We start from the raw sequence: 17350 nt of genomic DNA on the forward strand, positions 1-17350 counted from the left end.
GGGCACACTGGGCGAATCGTGACGTACGGCGAGGAGGCCGGGGATGGCGGAGGAGAGAGCGGGGGGTGGCGGGGAGCCCGCGGGGGACGCCTTCGAGGGGCTGGTCCTGGACGAGGACTTCGTGCGGGGCGCCGAGGCGTCCGAGCCGTCCGCCCGCGCCCGGATGCCGGCCGCCCGCTGGCGCGCGGAAACCCCCGAGCCCCGGCCCTGGCGCTCCGACGAGCCGCCGGCGGGGTGGTTCTTCAGCAAGGTACGACGGCGGGGGTGGCGCCGGCGGCGGTGAGTCCGCGGCCGGCGCCACGGCAGGCACCCTCATGGCGCGTCGCAGCCTGTATGGCGCGCCGCAGCCTGTATGGCGCGCTAGGCCAGCAGACCTTCCAGCACCGCCGCGATCCCGTCCTCCTCGTTCGAAGACGTCACCTCGTCGGCCACCGCCTTGAGCTCCTCGTGCGCGTTGGCCATGGCCACGCCCCGGGCGGCCCACCCGAACATCGGGATGTCGTTCGGCATGTCGCCGAAGGCGATCGTGTCCGCGGCCCTGAGGCCGAGACGGCGCGCGGCCAGGGACAGCCCCGTCGCCTTGGACAGGCCGAGCGGCAGGAGTTCCACGATGCCCGCGCCGGCCATCGCGACGGAGACGAAGCCGCCGGCCGCCTGCCGGGCCGCCTCCGCCAGCTCGTCGTCGCCCAGCGTCGGATGCTGTATGTAGATCTTGTTCAGCGGCGCGGCCCAGAGATCGGACGCGTCGGTGAAGGGGACCGCGGGGAGCGGCCCCGCGACGGCGTACCCGGGTCCCACGAGCACCTCGCCGTCCAGCCCGTCACGGCTCGCGGCGAGATGCAGCGGGCCGACCTCCGCCTCGATCTTGGCCAGCGCCACCCCGGCCAGCTGCCGGTCCAGGGTGACGGACGTCAGCAGGCGGTGCGCCCCGGCGTCGTACACCTGGGCACCCTGGCCGCAGACCGCGAGGCCGTCGTAGCCGAGGTCGTCGAGGACATGGCGGGTCCAGGGGACGGCGCGGCCGGTGACGACGATGTGCGCCGCGCCCGCCGCGGCGGCCGCGGTGAGCGCGTCACGGGTGCGCTGGGAGACCGACCCGTCGGAGCGCAGCAGCGTCCCGTCCAGGTCGGTCGCGACCAGCCCGTAGGGGAAGCTCACCTGGCCACCGGCTCCAGGACCTCCCGGCCGCCCAGGTAGGGGCGCAGCACTTCGGGGACCCGGACGGAGCCGTCGGCCAGCTGGTGGTTCTCCAGGATCGCCACGATGGTGCGCGGTACGGCGCACAGCGTGCCGTTGAGCGTGGCGAGCGGCTTGACCTGCTTGCCGTCGCGGACGCGGATGGACAGCCGGCGGGACTGGAACTCGGTGCAGTCCGAGGTCGAGGTCAGCTCGCGGTACTTGCCCTGCGTCGGGATCCACGCCTCGCAGTCGAACTTGCGGGCGGCCGAGGAGCCGAGGTCACCGGAGGCGACGTCGATCACGCGGAACGGCAGCTCCAGCGAGGACAGCCACTGCTTCTCCCACGCCAGCAGGCGCTCGTGCTCGGCCTGGGAGTCCGCGGGGTCGACGTACGAGAACATCTCGACCTTGTCGAACTGGTGCACGCGGAAGATGCCCCGGGTGTCCTTGCCGTGCGAACCGGCCTCGCGGCGGAAGCAGGGCGAGAAGCCCGCGTACCGCAGCGGCAGCTTGTCGGCGTCGAGGATCTCGTCCATGTGGTAGGCCGCGAGCGCCACCTCGGAGGTGCCGACCAGGTAGAGGTCGTCCTTGTCGAGGTGGTAGACGTCCTGCGCGGCCTGGCCGAGGAAGCCGGTGCCGGCCATCGACTGCGGGCGGACCAGCGCCGGGGTCAGCATCGGGGTGAAGCCGGCCGCGGTGGCCTGGGCCATCGCCGCGTTGACCAGGGCCAGCTCCAGCAGGGCGCCGACGCCGGTGAGGAAGTAGAAGCGGGAGCCGGAGACCTTGGCGCCGCGCTCGACGTCGATCGCGCCGAGCAGCTGGCCCAGCTCCAGGTGGTCCCTGGGCTCGAAGCCCTCGGCACCGAAGTCGCGGATGGCGCCGTGCGTCTCCAGGGTGACGAAGTCCTCCTCGCCGCCGACGGGGACGTCGGGGTGGACGAGGTTGCCGAGCCGGAGCAGCAGCTGGTGGGTCTCGGCGTCGGCCGCGTCGCGCTCGGCGTCGGCGGCCTTGACGTCGGCCTTGAGCTGCTCGGCACGCTTGAGCAGTTCGGCCTTCTCGTCGGCGCCGGCCTTGGGGATCAGCTTGCCGAGCTGCTTCTGCTCGGCACGCAGTTCGTCGAAGCGGACGCCGGAAGACCTGCGCCGCTCGTCGGCAGACAGGAGGGAGTCGACGAGCGCGACGTCCTCTCCACGGGCGCGCTGGGACGCGCGCACACGGTCGGGGTCCTCACGGAGCAGGCGAAGGTCAATCACAGGCCCAAGGCTACCGGTGCGGGGATGCCGCTCACGCATCACTATTACGGCGCGCTTGGATTTGCGGCTTACGGTGCGTTATGCGCTAATTGCCGCGCGTGTCAAGGGAAAGTGTCTCACTCCCTGGGACGGATCAGGTCCCGGGCGCCCGGTTGACTCGATTTCCTTGTGGGGAGCGGGACTTGGCGGCCCGGTTGTCCACAGAAATCCACACCCACCGAAGAGTTATCCACAGGGTGTGGGGAAGTTCTGTGGATGCGGGAATTGATCACTCCGGATCCGTTGACGGGCTTGCAGAATTCCCCGGCCAAAGTGGATCGACACCCACTTTCGGGTGGAAAACGGTCGCCCCAAAAGATGAACCAAAGGAAACGGGTGGACGAAGGGTGAGTCAGGTGAAGGTCGCCCCGTCTGTGCGCTGTGGGGCGATTTGTCGACCGGGTCGCGCTTCGCTGTCGACTTGTCCCCAGGTCGAGAAGGGCGCCTGTGGATAACTCCTGTGGATAACTAGAAGCGGCCGTCCTGGCAGCGCGCCACCCAGTCCGCGGCCCGCGTGAACTCCTCGTCCGAGGTCCCCGGGTGTACGGCGCGTGCCCCGTCCGGCGTGATGTCGGCGCGCGGGTACGAGCCGAGGAAGCGCACCTCCAGGCAGTGCCGCTTCAGGCCCATCAGCGCCTCCGCCATTCGCCGGTCGGAGATATGGCCCTCGGCGTCCACGCAGAAGCAGTAGTTGCCGATGCCCTCGCCGGTCGGCCGGGACTGGAGCAGCATCAGGTTGATCCCGCGCGAGGCGAACTCGCCCAGCAGATCGCGCAGTCCGCCGGGGTGGTCGGTGCGCTGCCAGAGCACCACCGAGGTCTTGTCGGCGCCGGTCTTCGCGGCGGGCCGGGCCGGGCGGCCGACCAGCACGAACCGGGTCTGCGCGTTCTCCGCGTCGTGGATACCGGTCTCCAGGGCCTCCAGGCCGTACCGGGCGGCGGCGAACTCGCCCGCGAAGGCGGCGTCGTAGCGGCCCTCCTGGACCAGCCGGGCCGCGTCCGCGTTCGAGGCGGCGGACTCCCAGACGGCGTCCGGGAGGTTGGCCTTCAGCCAGTTGCGCACCTGGGGCTGGGCCGCGGGGTGGGCGGAGACCGTCTTGATGTCGGCGAGCCGGGTGCCCGGGCGGACCAGCAGCGCGAAGGTGATGGAGAGCAGCACCTCGCGGTAGATCGTCAGCGGCTCGCCGGCGACCAGGCCGTCCAGAGTGGCGGTGATGCCGCCCTCGACGGAGTTCTCGATCGGCACGAACGCGGCCTCGGCCTCGCCGGCCCGCACCGCGTCCAGCGCGGACGGCACCGACACGTACGGGATCAGCTCGCGGGTGGCCGCCTCCGGCAGCGTCCGCAGGGCCACCTCGGTGAAGGTGCCCTCGGGACCGAGATACGCATAGCTCGCTGGCATGGTCCTCACCCTAATGGCCGCGGGCCGTCGTAGCTCAGGCGTCTCAAGATGACCACTCGACCGGGTGGTTTGAGAGGGGACAGTCCGCAAAGCGGATGGACCATCGGCTAAGGATTCGCGGCCCCTTGCTCAGCCCTCCAGCAGCCGCTGCCCCACGTACTCGCCCTCGGCCGCCCCGCCCGGCACCGCGAACAGCGCGCTCGACTCGTGCCGGATGAACCGCGACAGGGCGTCGCCCCGGTCGAGCTTGCGCTGCACCGGCACGAAGCCGAGCAGCGGGTCCGCCTGCCAGCACACGAAGAGCAGCCCGGCGTCCGGCACCCCGTCCGCGTCGATGCCGTCGTGGTACGAGAACGGGCGCCGCAGCATCGCCGCTCCGCCGTTCTTGTCCGGCCGGGTGATCCGCGCGTGCGCGTTGAGCGCGATCACGTAGTCGCCCTGGGCGTCGGTCTTCTCCAGCTCCATCGGGGAGGTCTCGTGCCCCCCGGTCAGCGGCGCCCCGTCCGCCTTGCGGCGCCCGATGACCTGTTCCTGGGCGGCGAGGGGCAGCTTCTCCCAGTCGTCCAGGAGCATCCGGATCCGGCGTACGACGGCATAGGAACCGTTCGCCATCCACGCCGGCTCGCCCGAGGCGGGCACGAAGATCTGCTTGCCGAAGGTGGCGTCCGCCGGCTTCGGATTGCCCGTTCCGTCGATCTGGCCCATCAGGTTGCGGGCCGTCATCGGGCGGGCGGTGGCGCCCGGGGCGCGGTTGAAGCCGTTCATCTGCCAGCGCACCCGCGCGGCCGCCCCGGCGTCCTTCTGGAGGGCGCGCAGGGCGTGGAAGGCGACCAGGGCGTCGTTCGCGCCGATCTGCACCCACAGATCGCCGTCGCTGCGTGCCTTGTCCAGATGATCGGAGGAGAAGGCGGGCAGCGGGTCGAGGGCGGTGGGCCGCTGCTTCTCCAGTCCGGTGCGGGTGAAGAAGCTGTTCCCGAAGCCGAAGGTGACCGTCAGCGAGGAGGGGCCCGCGTCCCGGGACACATCGGTGTCGTCGTGCGGGGAGGGCTCGCCCGCCATCAGCCGCCCGGCCGTCGCCGACCAGCGGCGCAGCAGGGCCGCCGCCTCCTTGCGGCCCGCGCCCGCCGCCAGATCGAAGGCGATGAGATGACCGCACGCCTGGAGGCCCTCGGTGATGCCGGGCTGGTGTTTCACGTGAAACATCGCGCGGTCGGAGCCCACCGAGGTGAGCGGGGTGGCCGGGGCGGGTGCGGCGGCATAACCGACGGCCCCGCCCGCCGCGCCGAGCACCAGCCCGGTGGCGCCCGCGGTGCCGAGCAGGGCGCGCCGGGAGACACCCCCGGTACGGGCCTCGGACGGCTGGGCCCCGGACGGCTGGGCCTGGGACGCCGGGGCCTCGGGGGTGCGGGCCCCGGGGGTGCGGGCCTTCCGGGTGGACTGGTCGGTCATGGTCTGGGTCAGCCGATCTGCGCGTTCTGGGAGACGGTCACTTCGTCGATGTCGGAGGTGCGGACGGTGACGGCGATCTTCCAGTCACCGGCCATCGGGATCTGCACCCCGTCCGCCGACCAGTGGCCGGTGGTGATGTGCTCGGGAGCCACGGAGAGCGGGCCGATCTTCTTCGCCTCCAGGGTGAGGGCGATCTTCACCTCGGGGACGTCGAAGGGCTGACCGCCGGGCTTGCGGACGAAGAGGTGCAGCGCGTTGGCGCCCGCGTGGGCGGGGTCGATGTCGAGGGCGACCACGCCCTTGCCGTCCGTGCCGCCCGTGTCGAAGGGCAGGCTCAGGGACAGGCTGCCGTTCGTGGGCGCGGTGACGGCGCCGGTGGCGGCTTTGGCCTCCTGTTCGGTGCGGCCGGGCTCGGTCTGCGTCAGCGCGGTGGTGACGGCGAGCAGGACGACCGCGACGGCGGCCTCGGCGAGCACCGAGCGGCGCAGCCCGAAGCGGCCCGCGTCACCGTCCCGCAGCCGCTTTCGCCGGGCGGCGTCCACCGCGGCCCGCTGCCGGGCGAGCTGGGCGGCGCGCCGTGAGTCGGCGGAGTTCGCGGGAGCGGAGCCGGGTGCGGCCGCCGTGTCCGCCGCGTCGGCGCCCTGCCCGGCCGTGCCCGCCGATCTCGCGTCCGTCGGCCTCGTACCGGCCGGCCCCGTGCCCGCCGACCTCGCGTCCGCCGTCCCCGTGTCGGCGGCGGCCTCCGTGTCCGGTCCGGCGGCTGCCCTCGCCGCGGTGACCGGCTCCCTCCCGGCCCCCGCTTCGTCGGCGGCCCGGTCCCCCGCCGCGCCCTGGTCCGCGAGCCGGCCCGTCCATCGCCGCGACACGGACGCGAGGCCCACCATGACCGCCACCAGGGCGATCTTGGCCAGCAGCAGCTGCCCGTACCGGGTGTCGGTGAAGGCGGACCAGGAGCCGAGCTGGCGCCAGGACTGGTAGACGCCGGTGACGACGAGGGCCACCACGGAGCCGAAGGCCAGCCGGGAGAAGCGGCGTACGGCGGCGGCCTCGACCGGCGTCCCGGCGGGCGCCCGGTACAGGGCCACCAGCAGCGCGGTGAGCCCGCCCAGCCAGGCGGCGACGGCGAGCAGATGGACGACGTCCACCGGCATGGCGATGCCCGGCTGGAGCCCGACCGAGGCGTGCTCGGACATCGCCCAGCTGGTCGCGAGCCCGGCCGCGACGACCACGCCCCCGATGCCGAGCCCGAAGGTCAGGTCCCGCTTCTCCGCGCCCTCCTCGCGCCGCTGGTACGTGCCGAAGAGGACGGCGATGAACAGCGCGGCGGCGGCGAGCAGCAGCAGCCGGGAGACCAGCGCGGCCCCCGGCTTGGTCTCCAGCACCTGGCCGAGCAGCCCGAGGTCGAAGACGTCGGCGACCTTCCCGGTGGTGGTGTACGAGCCGCGCAGGAGCAGCAGCCACAGGGTGGCCGCGGTCAGCGCCAGCCAGCCGCCGACGACCAGCCGTTGCAGCGCCCGTACGCCCGCCCCGCGCCGCCAGCACAGGAGCACGAAGGCGGCGCCGCCCACGAGCACGAGGTAACCGGCGTACGACACGTACCGTCCGACCTGGTAGAGCCCGCCGACGACCCCGCCGCCCACGGTCGGACCGGTGCCGGAGACCACGGTCTTCGAGGGCGCCCCGATGGAGAAGGTGTAGGCGCCGGCCACCGGATGGCTGTCGGCGGAGACCACCTCGTAGGTGACCGTGTACGTGCCCTTGCCGAGGCCGCCCTCGAGCCGCACGGCGTACGTCGTCCCGCGCACGTTGCCGGGGGCGCCGGTCTGGACGGGTCTGCCCCTGGGGTCGAGGACCCGCAGCGAGTCGCCGTTCATCGCGACCTTCTCGGAGAAGGTGAGCGAGACCCGGGCGGGCGGCTGCTGGACCACCACCCCCTGCGCGGGGTCGCTGCCGGTCAGCGCCGCGTGCGCGGAGGCCGGCGCGGCGCCCGCGAGCAGGGCGCCCAGGGCGGCGAGGAGCAGCAGCACCAGGGTCCGCGGGCGGGGGGCGATGGTCCGGGTCACGGTGTCCCTTCCCTCAGTTGCCGGTCGTCGGGTGGTACGTGGCGGACTTCACCGGCATCTCGACGGTGAGGGGCCCGCTCTTGGCGAAGGTGAGCTTCAGGGTGACCGTCTGGCCCTGCTTCGGCCGCTGCCGGAGCTGCTCGAACATCAGGTGGTTGCCACCGCTTCGGAAGACGAGCCGGCCGTGGGCGGGTATGGCGAAGGAGGACTGCTCCCGCATCTCGCCGCCCGTGGTGCTGTGCATGGTGACCTGACCGGCCGCCGTGCTGCTCACCTTGGTCAGCTCGTCCTTCGTGCCGCCCTTGTTGGTGATCGTCAGGAAGCCGGCGGCCATGTCGGCGGCGACGGGCTGCGGCATGTAGCTGCCGCTGACCGACAGTTCGGCCTTGGAGCTGTCCGAGGAGCCCGAGCCCGAGCAGCCCGCGAGAGCGAGGGTGCCCGCGAGGGCCGCGGCCAGGAGGAGGGGTCGGCGGTTCACGGCTTGGCCCCCTCGACGAGCTTGGGCAGGTCCTTGATGTAGTCGTCGACCGTGGCGCTGTCGCTGATCAGCACGTAACCGCCGTTGTCCTTCGGCGAGAAGGCCAGCACCTGGGTGCCGTGGACGGAGACGAGCTTGCCGTTCTTGTCCTTGGTCGTCGGCTCGACGGAGATGCCGACGGAGCGGGCGGCGGCCTGGACGGACTTGAAGTCGCCGGTCAGGCCGATGAACCGCGGGTCGATGCCCTTGAGCCAGCTGCCGAGCGCGGCCGGGGTGTCGCGTCCAGGGTCGGTGGTGACGAACACGACCCGCAGGTCGTCGCGCTGGGCCGGGGTCAGCGACTTCTGGGCGGCGACGGCGATGTTGCTCATCGTCGTCGGGCAGATGTCGGGGCAGTGCGTGTAGCCGAAGTAGAGCAGGGTCGGGTGGCCCTGGGTCTCCTTGCGGAGGTCGTACTTCTTGCCGTGGGTGTCCGTGAGGACCAGGCCGGGCTTGTCCCAGGGCCGGTCGAGGACGGTGGCGGGGCCGCTGGTGCCGGACTCCTGCGTGACGGCGGAGACCGTCGACGAACCGGCCTGCCGGCCGCCGCAGGCGGAGAGGGTCAGAGTGGCGGCGGCGAGCAGCGCGGCCGCGGCGAACGTCTTCTTGCGCATAGAGAAATGTCCCAGATGTGAGAACTCCGGCGCGCGCCGGGGTCGTACCGGGGCCAAGCCTGGCACGGCCCCGGCGCGCGCTGCGGAACGAGGGGGCTAGGCGGTGCGGCGGCGGCCGGCGAGGACGCCGTAGGCCACTCCCGCGGCGCCGACGACGATCCCGGCGACGCCGAGCACCCGGGCGGTGGTGTCACTGCCGCCGCCGGAGCCCGGGGCGGCGGCCGTGTTCTCCTTCTTGTCGTCGGACGCGTCCTGGGCGCCCGCCGTGCCGTGCTCGTCGGCCGCGGCGGTCAGCTGGAGCACCGGCGCCGGGTTCTGCGGCTCGTCCTGGCCCGCCTGCGGCACCTGGATCCAGCGCACGACCGCCTTGTCGGAGTACGTCTGCAGCGCCTTGAACACCAGCTGGTCCGTGTCGCCGGGCAGGGCGCCGACGGAGAGCGGGAACTTCTGGAAGTAGCCGGGCTCGATGCCCTTGCCGTCGGCGGTCCAGGTGACCTTGGTGACGGCCTGATCGATCTTGTCGCCGTGCACGGTCAGCGGCTTGGCGAGCTTGGTCTTGGTGAGCTGCACGCTCCAGCCCGGGATCGGCTGGGCCATGACGGAGGCCAGCGGGTGGTCGGCCGGGAGGTTCACCTCGACCTTGGTGGTCGAGGCGTTGTCCCGCTCGTTGGGGACCTTGAAGTCGACGACCGCGTAGCCGCCCTTGGCCGCGGCGCCCTCGGGCTGCACGGTCACATGCGCGAAGGCGGGGGCGGACAGGGCCAGTACGGCGGTGCCGGCGACGGCGGCACCGGCGGCGAGCCGGGCGGCCGTACGGCGGATGGCGAGGCGGTCGGCGACGACGCCGGGGACGAGCTGGGAAACCTGCATGGCAGGAGCACTCCAGGGTGAGAGTTCCGGTGAGGAAGGAGGCGCGCGGGCGCGCGCGGGCCGCGCGACGGCGGCCGTCTCCTCGGAACCCGGAGCTGTCCGGGGCAGGGGCGGGCGCGTCGCGTCAGGCGGCGAGGAGCAGTCCGGCGGCGGGCGGCCCGCGCCGGATCACCGAGTGCTGGAGTACGAGGGCGGCGGGCGCGGTCGGCTCGTCCCGGTCGCCGCGGCGGGCGCGCGGGGCGGGCTCGGTCGCGGCAGGCAGCCCGGCGCACAGGGCGCCCACCAGGGCGAGCGCCGCGCGCAGGGAGCGTACGAGCGTGGTCTCGGCGACTTCGTGGGCCGAGTGCGCCGACAGTTCGAGCAGCCGCAGCACGGCCTGGTCGCCGCGGCGCAGCAGCCAGCCGACGGCGACGGCCGCGAGGAGGTGGCCGAGCAGCATCGGCAGCGAGGGCAGCAGCGCGGCGGAGGCGCCGGTGGCGTCGGCCGCGTGCGGCACGGGCATCGCGGCCCCGGCCACGGGGCGGCCCGAGCGGTCGATGAGGCGGGCGGCGAGCAGGATGTGGAAGGCGTGCCCGGGGGTGAGCGCGGCGGTGCTCGCCCCGCACAGCAGCCGGGTGGCCTGTTCGACCAGGGCGGCATCGCCGAGCGCGGCCCCGCCCGGGGTGCTCCGCCCCATCGGCATCCCGCCCATGGCCATGCCCGCTCCGTGCTGGCCCAGGCCGAACACCGTGTGCAGCGCGGTCTGGCCGAGGGCGAGGAGCGCGGCGATGCCCGGCAGCGAGCGGGCCCGCCCGGCGAGCGGGATCACGACCAGCAGGGAGCCGAGGAAGCCCACGCCGAGCGTCCACAGCGGCACGCTCGCGCAGGAGGCCAGGGTGTGCCCGGCCGCGGCCAGCACGACGCAGACCGCGGCGAAGACCGCGGCCCGCAGTATCCGGAGCCCCGCTCCGGGTCGCGCCGTGCGCGCGTGAGGGGCAGACATGGCGGGCTCATCATCCCACCGCGCCCCGCGCCGCCCTACGTCAGGTCCGGGCCATACGTCCCCGGTCCGGCCGGAGCGAGCGCGGAGGTACGTCCCTCATACACCGATTCCTCCCGGGACGCATCGGCTGTATGGGCGCAGTCACGTCAACGGTGTGCTTACGGCCACCTATGGGCGGCAATAGGTATCGGTATGTCGAGCCGCGGCCTGGAGGCTGGAGCATGAGCATCTGGTGGTCACTCCATCTGCGCCGCGAGGCCGCGAGTGTGCCGCTCGCGCGGCGGCTCCTGATCGGCACCATGGAGACGGCCGGGGTGGATCCGGAGATCTCCTACGACCTCTCCGTCGCCCTCAGCGAGGCGTGCGCCAACGCCGTCGAGCACGCCGGTGACGACGGCACCTCGGCGGTGTACCGGGTGACCGCGTACCTCGACGGGGAGAAGTGCCGTATCGAGGTGGCCGATTCCGGCCCCGGCTTCCAGCACACCCGCGCACTGCGCCCCGCCCGCCCGGACGCCGAGCACGGCCGGGGTCTGTGTCTGATCCGGGAACTCGCCGACCACGTCCACATCGGCCCCAAGCCCGGCCGGCGCGGCACGGTGGTCAGCTTCGACAAGATCCTCAAGTGGCGCGACGACGCTCCGCTGCTGGCGGTGTAGGCCGGTCCCGTCCGCACTCAGAGCAGCGGCTCGACCAGAGCGGTCAGTTCCGCCCGGCCGAGCTGGCCCATCCGGGCCGCCGCGATCCGGCCCTGCCGGTCGACGACGAGGGTGTAGGGGTAGCCCTGCGGGCTGACCAGGCCCTTGGGAATGCGCAGGAGCTGGGCGGTCCCCGGGTCGTGGAGGCTGCGGTAGGTGACGTGTCGCTCGCGGGCGAAGGCCGCCCCGGCCGCCCTCGACGCGTCGGTGTCGACGCCCATGACGCGTACGCCGCGCGCGTGCAGCGTGGTGTGCACGGCGGAGAGGTCCCGGGCTTCGGCGCGGCAGGGGCCGCACCAGGACGCCCACGCGTTCACCACGAGCACGTCGCCCCGGTAGTCGTGCACGGCGATCGGGCGGCCGTCGACCGCGGTCCCCGTCAGGTCGGGCATCTTCTGGCGGTCGGCCGGAGCGAACGTCTCCTGTAAGCGGGGCCCTTGGCCGTCGTCCAGCCGGGGGCCCGCGCACCCCGTCGCCATCAGCAGGGCCAGGACGAGGCCGGCGGCTTTTGCGATGTTCATGATGATGAGGATGTCACCCTGCCATGGACCGCCCCGGGGGAGACGAGAACCGGTCCTCGCCGCCCGCGCACGGAATTCGGTGCCCTACGGTGGCCCTCGTATCGCCGTGCTCACAGGGGGTCGACTTCCGTCCATGAAGGCCATGAAGTCCATGAAGCTCTTACGCCGCTTCGCTCTGGGTGCCGCCGCCGGCATCGTGGTCCTGGCCGTGGCGGGCGGGGTGACGGCTCAGCTGCTGGACGAGCCGGCGCGGGGTCTGACGGCGGCCGCGCACGCGGGAGACGCGCACTGCCGGGAACTCACCGGGAAGGCGCCCTCACGGCTGGCGGGCAAGGAACGCCGGTCTGTCGGCCTCGACGGCGTGGTGGTGTGGGGCGACCAGGATGTGATCCTGCGCTGCGGTGTCGCGAGCCCGGCGGCGACGACGGACCCGTGTTTCGAGGCGAACGGGATCGACTGGGTGCTGGACGAGCGGCAGTCGACCCCGGACCGCAAGGTCATCGTGACGTTCGGCCGGACGCCGGCGACCCAGGTCGCCATCCGCGCACAGGGGGTGCGGACGGACGAGGCGATCCTGGAGCTGTCCCCTCTGATGGAGGGAATCCGCAGGACCGGCCGGTGCCTGGAGGCGGCCCCCTCATAGTGGGGGCATGAACATCGACGACGGGGAGATGGCGGCCGGAGTGACGCTGCGGCCGCTCGGGGCCGGGGACGCGCAGGCGCTGGCGCGGGCGTACGCGGCGAACCGTGAGCACCTCGCGCCCTGGGAGCCGGTGCGGCCGGACTCCTTCTTCACGCCGGACGGGCAGCGGGAGCGGATCGAGGGGCTGCTGGAGCAGCGCGCCGAGGGCTCCGCGGTGCCCTGGGTGTTCGAGGAGGCGGACGGGCGGATCGTCGGGACCATCACCCTGACGGGGATCTCCCGGGGGCCCTTCTGCAGCGCGTACCTCGGCTACTGGGTCGCCGCGGACCGGGAGGGCCGGGGGCTGGCGAGCGCGGCCGTGGCGCGGGTGTGCGGGCTCGCCCGGGACACCGTGGGCCTGCACCGGATCGAGGCGTCCACGCTGGTGGAGAACACCGGATCGCAGCGGGTGCTGGCGAAGTGCGGGTTCGAGCTGATCGGTACGGCGCCCGAGTACCTGCACATCAACGGCCGCTGGCGGGACAGCCGGCTGTTCCAGCGCATCCTGCACGACGGGGACCCCGCCCTCTAGAGCGCCCGGAAGCGGCGCGGGCGCGCGGGCGGGCCCCGAGGCGGCCGGGCACCCCTCGGGGCCCGGCCGCCCCGGTGGAGGTCAGTGCTTCAGCGCGGCCATCCACGCCTCGACCTCGTCGGCGCGCCGCGGCAGGGCGGCCGAGAGGTTCCGGTTGCCGTCCTCCGTCACCAGGATGTCGTCCTCGATCCGGACACCGACGCCCCGGTACTCCTCGGGCACGGTGAGGTCGTCGGCCTGGAAGTACAGGCCCGGCTCGACGGTGAGGACCATGCCCGGCTCCAGGACGCCGTCCACGTACGTCTCGGTGCGCGCGACCGCGCAGTCGTGGACGTCCATGCCGAGCATGTGACCGGTGCCGTGCAGGGTCCAGCGGCGCTGGAGGCCCAGCTCCAGGACGCGCTCGACCGGGCCCTCGACCAGGCCCCACTCGACCAGCTTCGCGGCCAGCACCCGCTGGGCCGCGTCGTGGAAGTCGCGGAACTTGGCACCCGGCTCGACCGCCGCGATGCCGGCCTCCTGGGCCTCGTACACCGCGTCGTACACCTTCTTCTGGAGCTCGCTGTACGTGCCGTTGACGGGCAGCGTGCGCGTGACGTCGGCGGTGTAGAGGGTGTGCGTCTCCACGCCGGCGTCGAGCAGCAGCAGGTCGCCGGAGCGGACCGGGCCGTCGTTGCGGACCCAGTGCAGGGTGCAGGCGTGCGGGCCCGCGGCGCAGATCGAGCCGTAGCCGATGTCGTTGCCCTCGACGCGGGCGCGCAGGAAGAAGGTGCCCTCGATGTAGCGCTCGCTGGTGGCCTCGGCCTTGTCGAGGACCTTCACCACGTCCTCGAAGCCGCGCACCGTGGAGTCGACGGCCTTCTGCAGCTCGCGGATCTCGAAGTCGTCCTTGACCAGGCGCAGCTCGGAGAGGAAGACGCGCAGTTCCTCGTCGCGCTCGGCGGTGACCTTGTCGGTCAGGGCCGCCTCGACGCCGGCGTCGTAGCCGCGCACGACACGCACCGGGCCGGTGGCCTCGGCGAGCCGGCCGGCCAGCTCGCGCACATCGGCGGCGGGGATGCCGTACAGCGCCTCGGACTCGGTGAGGGAGTGGCGGCGGCCGACCCACAGCTCGCCCTGGCCGTCGAGCCAGAACTCGCCGTTCTCGCGGTCGGAGCGGGGCAGCAGGTAGATGGTCGCCCGGTGGCCCTCGCCCGCGGGCTCCAGCACGAGGACGCCGTCCTCCGTCTGGTTGCCGGTGAGGTAGGCGTACTCGACGGAGGAGCGGAAGGCGTACTCCGTGTCGTTCGAGCGGGTCTTCAGGTTGCCCGCCGGGATCACCAGCCGCTCGCCCGGGAAGCGCGCGGAGAGCGCGGCGCGGCGGCGCGCGGTCTCGGCGGCCTGCTCGACGGGCTTCAGGTCACGCAGCTCGGTGTCGGCCCAGCCGGACTGCATGTTCTCGGCCAGCTCGTCGGAGACGCCCGGGTACAGGCCGTTCTTCCGCTGCTTGATGGGCTCCTCGGACTCGGTTTCCGGGGTCTCCGGAATGAGCTCGTCGGCCACGTGTTCCTCCTCGGTACGGCGTGTGATCTCCCCCGGGGCGGTCCGTGCGGCTCGCCGTGGCGGGGTCACTGCGTCCGAGCCGGGGACCTCCATCATCGTACGGTCGTACCGGGGACGGGATCGGCGGCGGATGCCCGTCATGCCTGGTCACCGCGCGGTCACTCAGCGGTGATGCCGGGCCGGGGGCGTGCTGACGGCGGTCATCGGGCAGTCTTCACGGCGGCCATCGGGCAGCCCGTACGGCGGTCACCGGCGCAGCCGGCTCAGTCGAAGCGGGCCGCCAGCAGCACCACGTCCTCCGTGCTGTCCGCGCTGTCCGGGCCGTCGGGCAGCACCGCGCGCAGCACATGGTCGGCGACCGCCCCGGGATCCTGCCGCAGCGCCCGCGGCACGCTCGCGGCGGCCGAGTGCAGCCGGGCGAAGGCGCGGTCCGTGGGGTCGCCGGTACGGCGCAGCAGCCCGTCGGTGTAGAGCAGAACCGTCTCTCCCTCTTCGGCCTGGACCTCCGCGCTGGGCGCCTCCCAGCAGGAGAGCATGCCGAGCGGCGCGGAGACGGAGGTCTCGGCGAACTCGGTGCGCCGCTCGCCGGTCAGCAGCGGCGGGCTGTGCCCGGCGCCGGCCAGGGTGACCCGGCGCAGCACGGGCTCGCAGTAGGCGAACAGGGCGGTGGCCGAGCGGGCGGGCTCGGTCAGCCGCAGCAGCAGCTCCAGATCGGACAGGACGGCGACCGGGTCCTCGCCCTCCATCACCGCGTACGCCCGCAGCGAGGCGCGCAGCCGGCCGGCGGCGGCCACCGCGCTCGGCCCCGAGCCGGTGACCGAGCCGACCGACAGGCCGAGGGCCGCGTCGGGCAGCGGCAGCGCGTCGTACCAGTCGCCGCCGCCGCGCGGTCCGGTGCGGTGCCGGGCGGCGAGCTGGACGCCGGGCACCCGGGGCAGCCGGGAGGGCAGCAGTTCCTCGGTGAGGGTCGCCATCCGGGCGCGGGTGTTCTCCACCTCCCGCAGCCTGGCGAGGTGTTCGGTGGCGTGCCGGATGTACAGGCCCGCGAGATGGCGCTGCCGCTCATGGGGTGCGGCCGGTTCGTCGTAGAGCCAGACGGCGGTGCCGAGGCGGCCGGCCCCGTCGGTGGCGAGCGGCAGGGCGTAGCTGGCGGCGTAGCCGAGGCGGGTGGCGACCTCGCGGTGCCGGGGGTCGAGGTCGTCCTCGGCGAACAGATCGGGGTGGACGATCTCGGCGGTGCCCGCGGTGTCGTACGGCAGCGCGCCGCGCGGCACGGTCTCCAGGTGGCCGAGGTCGGCGCGGCCGAGACCGAGGCCCCGGGTGGTGCGGGGGCCGAGTCCGTCGCCGGGCTCCAGGGCGACGAGGCCGCGGCGGGCGCCGACGAGGGCGGCCGTGGCGCGCAGCAGTTCGTCGAGGGCGGGCTCCAACGCGCTGGTGCGGCTGAGCCGTTCGGTGAGTTCGTGCAGCGTGGTGAGGTCGGAGACCCAGCCGGCGAGGCGGTCCTGGAGGAGGGTGCCGGGGGCGGGGACCGGGGGGTGCGGGACGGGGACGGCGGGGATGGTGTCCGCGAGTGTGCCCGCGGGAGCCTCCGGGGCGGGAGGGGCGGGCGCGACAGTGTGGGCGGGCGTGGGAACAGTGGGATCGATTCCGGCCACTTTCGGTGGGTGCGGGGCGCTCATGGCGCGCGGCCTTCAGACCGGTGCACAGTGCTCAAAAGCATCGCAAACCCCCATGTGATTCTGCGCCGCTAGCAGTGTCTCCACATGTACACGCACTCGTGAGGGGATGTCCAGCATTGTCCTGCGGGGATTCCTGGTGTCCACGGGGCTGGTGGGTGATTTCCCGGAACCCCTTGCCTTACCGTCAAGTTGGCTCAAAACTGCCTGGGGGAACGGTCTGCTGCGGTCGACTGGGCTCGCTCCACGGAGCGTCACAGCGGTCGTGATGGGTACGTACTCGGAGAAGGCCAGGGGTGGTTGGGGACCACCCGGAACCTGGCGACGGACCCGGGCGTCATAGCCACCGACGGCCGAGCCCCATCCTCCCGTGGCGGAGGCGGAGAGAACCACGCGCGACGGCAAACGCCATGCTTCGCCACCCCCGCGCCGCTACCGTGCCCTGCCTTGAGTGCCGTGGACGCGGCCGCGGCCGACGCTCGAACCCCTGGGGATCCCCTGCCGTGTGCGGGGATGTGATGCGCCACCAGGTACGCACAGTGCAGTGATCGACTCATGTTGTGATGTGGACCACGGTGTTGCCAGCGGTGCAACGGAAAGGAACGAGCGCTCATGCGCGAGATCCTCGGAAGGCGACGCAGGCTCCTGTCCAAGCGACGGAACGACGGGAAGCCTGAGCAGCTCAGCGCGGCCCTGACCTTCGCGACGGAGTGGCAGTGGCCCGTACTCCCGGGTGTGGCCCCGGATCCGCAGGGCAGAGGCCACTGCGCCTGCCCCGACCCGGAGTGCACGGTGCCCGGCGCCCACCCCTTCGACCCCGGCCTGCTCGTGGCCACGACCGACGCGCGCATGGTGCGCTGGTGGTGGACCAACCGGCCGGGCGCGCCCGTCATCCTCGCGACCGGCGGGACGGCACCCTGTGCGGTGAGCCTGCCGGCGCTCGCCGCGTCCCGCGCCCTCGCCCTGCTCGACCGGCGCGGCATGCGCCTCGGCCCGGTCGTCGCCTCGCCCACCCGCTGGGCGCTGCTCGTCGAGCCGTACACGCTGGAGCAGTTGGGCGAGCTGCTCTACGCCAAGGACTTCGTCCCCGGCTCGCTGCGCTTCCACGGCGAGGGCGGCTATCTCGCGCTGCCCCCGTCCGAGACCGGCGCGGGCACGGTGCGCTGGGAGCGGGCGCCGCTGCCGGGTTCGGCCGCGCCCTGGGTGCCGGACGTCGAGGCCGTGGTGGACGCCGTGGTCGACGCCCTCACTCGTACGGGTGTGAGCGCGCCCGAGTTGTAGGGGTGTCCGGCGCGCACGGTGCGAAGGGGCGTGCCGTGCTCGTTATGTTCC

Annotated in this window: 17 protein-coding genes; 5 read left to right on the plus strand and 12 right to left on the minus strand. The window is 73.2% G+C overall.

The features are described from left to right. Positions 1–43 precede the first annotated feature (43 nt). Complete coding sequence (locus GHR20_RS18570; protein WP_153813809.1) at positions 44–283, plus strand: hypothetical protein; 240 nt, start codon at positions 44–46, stop codon at positions 281–283. A 77-nt stretch (positions 284–360) separates the two neighbouring features. Here GHR20_RS18570 and GHR20_RS18575 read toward each other — a convergent pair whose 3' ends face one another. The 9 genes from GHR20_RS18575 to GHR20_RS18615 form a co-directional block, all read right to left on the minus strand. Next, entirely contained in the window at positions 361–1158 is a 798-nt protein-coding gene (locus tag GHR20_RS18575) for an HAD family hydrolase (protein WP_153813810.1), read from the minus strand. Beyond that, positions 1155–2432 (minus strand): serine--tRNA ligase, encoded by a 1278-nt coding sequence (gene serS, locus GHR20_RS18580; RefSeq protein ID WP_111585748.1) that lies wholly within the window; start codon positions 2430–2432, stop codon positions 1155–1157. Before serS ends, GHR20_RS18575 begins: the two co-directional genes overlap by 4 nt. Before the next feature lie 507 nt (positions 2433–2939). Further along, positions 2940–3872, minus strand: a complete 933-nt coding sequence (pheA, locus tag GHR20_RS18585; RefSeq protein WP_111585749.1) for a prephenate dehydratase — start codon at positions 3870–3872, stop codon at positions 2940–2942. Between the two features lie 129 nt (positions 3873–4001). Further along, positions 4002–5321 (minus strand): iron uptake transporter deferrochelatase/peroxidase subunit, encoded by a 1320-nt coding sequence (efeB, locus tag GHR20_RS18590; protein ID WP_153813811.1) that lies wholly within the window; start codon positions 5319–5321, stop codon positions 4002–4004. A gap of 8 nt (positions 5322–5329) precedes the next feature. Next, positions 5330–7384: a copper resistance protein CopC gene (locus tag GHR20_RS18595; protein WP_153813812.1), complete on the minus strand. Its 2055-nt coding sequence runs from the start codon at positions 7382–7384 to the stop codon at positions 5330–5332. Positions 7385–7397: 13 nt separating this feature from the next. Beyond that, the gene (locus GHR20_RS18600) at positions 7398–7862 is read right to left on the minus strand and encodes a copper chaperone PCu(A)C (protein ID WP_241670648.1); all 465 of its coding nucleotides are present in this window, start codon (positions 7860–7862) and stop codon (positions 7398–7400) included. Continuing rightward, positions 7859–8515, minus strand: coding sequence for an SCO family protein (locus GHR20_RS18605; protein ID WP_153813813.1), 657 nt, complete (start codon positions 8513–8515; stop codon positions 7859–7861). Before GHR20_RS18605 ends, GHR20_RS18600 begins: the two co-directional genes overlap by 4 nt. A 96-nt stretch (positions 8516–8611) precedes the next feature. Then, positions 8612–9385, minus strand: a complete 774-nt coding sequence (locus tag GHR20_RS18610) for a YcnI family protein (protein ID WP_153813814.1) — start codon at positions 9383–9385, stop codon at positions 8612–8614. 124 nt (positions 9386–9509) lie between these two features. Further along, on the minus strand, positions 9510–10367 hold the full coding sequence (locus GHR20_RS18615) for a hypothetical protein (RefSeq protein ID WP_194858916.1): 858 nt from the start codon (positions 10365–10367) through the stop codon (positions 9510–9512). A 221-nt stretch (positions 10368–10588) separates the two neighbouring features. Between GHR20_RS18615 and GHR20_RS18620 the strand changes: the two genes are divergently transcribed. Continuing rightward, the gene (locus GHR20_RS18620) at positions 10589–11026 is read left to right on the plus strand and encodes an ATP-binding protein (RefSeq protein ID WP_111585755.1); all 438 of its coding nucleotides are present in this window, start codon (positions 10589–10591) and stop codon (positions 11024–11026) included. 17 nt (positions 11027–11043) lie between these two features. Here the strand turns inward: GHR20_RS18620 and GHR20_RS18625 are convergent, their stop codons facing one another. Beyond that, positions 11044–11586, minus strand: coding sequence for a TlpA disulfide reductase family protein (locus GHR20_RS18625; RefSeq protein WP_153813815.1), 543 nt, complete (start codon positions 11584–11586; stop codon positions 11044–11046). Between the two features lie 133 nt (positions 11587–11719). Between GHR20_RS18625 and GHR20_RS18630 the strand changes: the two genes are divergently transcribed. Both GHR20_RS18630 and GHR20_RS18635 read left to right on the plus strand, forming a co-directional pair. Beyond that, entirely contained in the window at positions 11720–12229 is a 510-nt protein-coding gene (locus GHR20_RS18630) for a DUF3515 family protein (RefSeq protein WP_194858917.1), read from the plus strand. A gap of 7 nt (positions 12230–12236) precedes the next feature. Further along, positions 12237–12800 carry a GNAT family protein gene (locus tag GHR20_RS18635; RefSeq protein WP_153813817.1) on the plus strand — a complete coding sequence of 188 codons (564 nt, stop codon included), beginning with the start codon at positions 12237–12239 and terminating at the stop codon, positions 12798–12800. Positions 12801–12881: 81 nt separating this feature from the next. Here the strand turns inward: GHR20_RS18635 and GHR20_RS18640 are convergent, their stop codons facing one another. After that, the gene (locus GHR20_RS18640; RefSeq protein ID WP_153813818.1) at positions 12882–14342 is read right to left on the minus strand and encodes an aminopeptidase P family protein; all 1461 of its coding nucleotides are present in this window, start codon (positions 14340–14342) and stop codon (positions 12882–12884) included. Positions 14343–14605: 263 nt separating this feature from the next. Next, positions 14606–16021 carry a PP2C family protein-serine/threonine phosphatase gene (locus GHR20_RS18645; protein WP_153813819.1) on the minus strand — a complete coding sequence of 472 codons (1416 nt, stop codon included), beginning with the start codon at positions 16019–16021 and terminating at the stop codon, positions 14606–14608. A gap of 609 nt (positions 16022–16630) precedes the next feature. On the opposite strand from GHR20_RS18645, the gene GHR20_RS18650 reads away from it, so the two are divergent. Next, a complete protein-coding gene (locus GHR20_RS18650; RefSeq protein WP_153813820.1) occupies positions 16631–17299 on the plus strand; it encodes a bifunctional DNA primase/polymerase in 669 nt (222 codons plus the stop codon). The last annotated feature ends 51 nt before the right edge of the window (positions 17300–17350 follow it).

It is taken from the genome of Streptomyces sp. SUK 48 (assembly GCF_009650765.1).
Taxonomy (GTDB): domain Bacteria; phylum Actinomycetota; class Actinomycetes; order Streptomycetales; family Streptomycetaceae; genus Streptomyces.

Excerpts from the sequence above, each read along its gene's own strand:
- GHR20_RS18570 (WP_153813809.1), top strand. The coding sequence starts at position 44 with ATGGCGGAGGAGAGAGCGGGGGGTGGCGGGGAGCCCGCGGGGGACGCC.
- pheA (WP_111585749.1), bottom strand. The coding sequence starts at position 3,872 with ATGCCAGCGAGCTATGCGTATCTCGGTCCCGAGGGCACCTTCACCGAG.
- efeB (WP_153813811.1), bottom strand. The coding sequence starts at position 5,321 with ATGACCGACCAGTCCACCCGGAAGGCCCGCACCCCCGGGGCCCGCACC.
- GHR20_RS18605 (WP_153813813.1), bottom strand. The coding sequence starts at position 8,515 with ATGCGCAAGAAGACGTTCGCCGCGGCCGCGCTGCTCGCCGCCGCCACT.
- GHR20_RS18610 (WP_153813814.1), bottom strand. The coding sequence starts at position 9,385 with ATGCAGGTTTCCCAGCTCGTCCCCGGCGTCGTCGCCGACCGCCTCGCC.
- GHR20_RS18615 (WP_194858916.1), bottom strand. The coding sequence starts at position 10,367 with ATGTCTGCCCCTCACGCGCGCACGGCGCGACCCGGAGCGGGGCTCCGG.
- GHR20_RS18620 (WP_111585755.1), top strand. The coding sequence starts at position 10,589 with ATGAGCATCTGGTGGTCACTCCATCTGCGCCGCGAGGCCGCGAGTGTG.
- GHR20_RS18625 (WP_153813815.1), bottom strand. The coding sequence starts at position 11,586 with ATGAACATCGCAAAAGCCGCCGGCCTCGTCCTGGCCCTGCTGATGGCG.
- GHR20_RS18630 (WP_194858917.1), top strand. The coding sequence starts at position 11,720 with ATGAAGGCCATGAAGTCCATGAAGCTCTTACGCCGCTTCGCTCTGGGT.
- GHR20_RS18635 (WP_153813817.1), top strand. The coding sequence starts at position 12,237 with ATGAACATCGACGACGGGGAGATGGCGGCCGGAGTGACGCTGCGGCCG.
- GHR20_RS18645 (WP_153813819.1), bottom strand. The coding sequence starts at position 16,021 with ATGAGCGCCCCGCACCCACCGAAAGTGGCCGGAATCGATCCCACTGTT.
- GHR20_RS18650 (WP_153813820.1), top strand. The coding sequence starts at position 16,631 with ATGCGCGAGATCCTCGGAAGGCGACGCAGGCTCCTGTCCAAGCGACGG.